This window comes from Desulfocastanea catecholica (assembly GCF_054657295.1).
Genome location: NZ_BAAHYZ010000118.1, coordinates 1 through 690, shown reverse-complemented (window position 1 = coordinate 690; position 690 = coordinate 1). Strand labels below are relative to the sequence as shown.

The 690-nt window shown below is 51.3% G+C and carries 2 protein-coding genes; one reads left to right on the top strand and one right to left on the bottom strand.

Features of this window, described 5'->3' with window-relative positions:
• Positions 1–309 (top strand): hypothetical protein (locus tag ACYQ8U_RS23120; RefSeq protein ID WP_459947916.1); only part of this gene is annotated, 309 nt, incomplete at its 5' end.
• Positions 310–341: 32 nt separating this feature from the next.
• Here the strand turns inward: ACYQ8U_RS23120 and ACYQ8U_RS23115 are convergent.
• Positions 342–527: a hypothetical protein gene (locus tag ACYQ8U_RS23115; RefSeq protein ID WP_459947915.1), complete on the bottom strand. Its 186-nt coding sequence runs from the start codon at positions 525–527 to the stop codon at positions 342–344.
• Positions 528–690 lie beyond the last annotated feature (163 nt).

The following is a 690-nucleotide window of genomic DNA, read 5'->3' as shown; positions in this document are numbered from 1 at the left end:
GTTGCCGTGGTCGAGGATGTCTGCTGGACTCTGGGGCTGACCGACGCCGACTTGAGAGATCTGGCAACAGGCCTGACAAGGGTCATGGCCGAGTATGACAAAATGGGGATTTACAGTTTTAACATGAATTTCTTCACGGCTGCGGAGAACGATGAGCACTTCCGCCTCCACCTCCTTTTTTCGCCCAGGACCTTTTTCAGCCAGAAACTGGGGACACCCGATGTGGGGGCTCTCCAGATGCTTTTCAACGAGACCGTGTGCATGGCCTTTCCCGAGGAGATCAACACCATCCTGAAAAGCGCATTCTGAAGCAGGCATTGCCTCCCCCCGTCATAGGGGCCTCAGGCCGAACGGCAGGGGCCCCCGGGAAGGGCATTGCCATGCAAGGGATTGTAACGGACGCCCATGATCAGCGTCCGTTTGGGACGTGCGGTCAAGACCGAGGAGGTCGCATTAAGCATGAAAAGAGGACAGAACTGATTATTGTCATATTCCTGGAGATCCGGAGGCAGTTTACTCCTTTTCAACCAAAACGTTCTGCGAACAAGCTGCAGATATTTTTTTTAACATTGCTGCTTCGAAGGTACTACCCTTCTGTCAATTGTCAGGCTTTAGGGATCAACTGTTAAGGTCCTAGCCTATTGGACTGGAAAGTTGCTCCATTTTCAACATGTGATGTGAAAAATATTA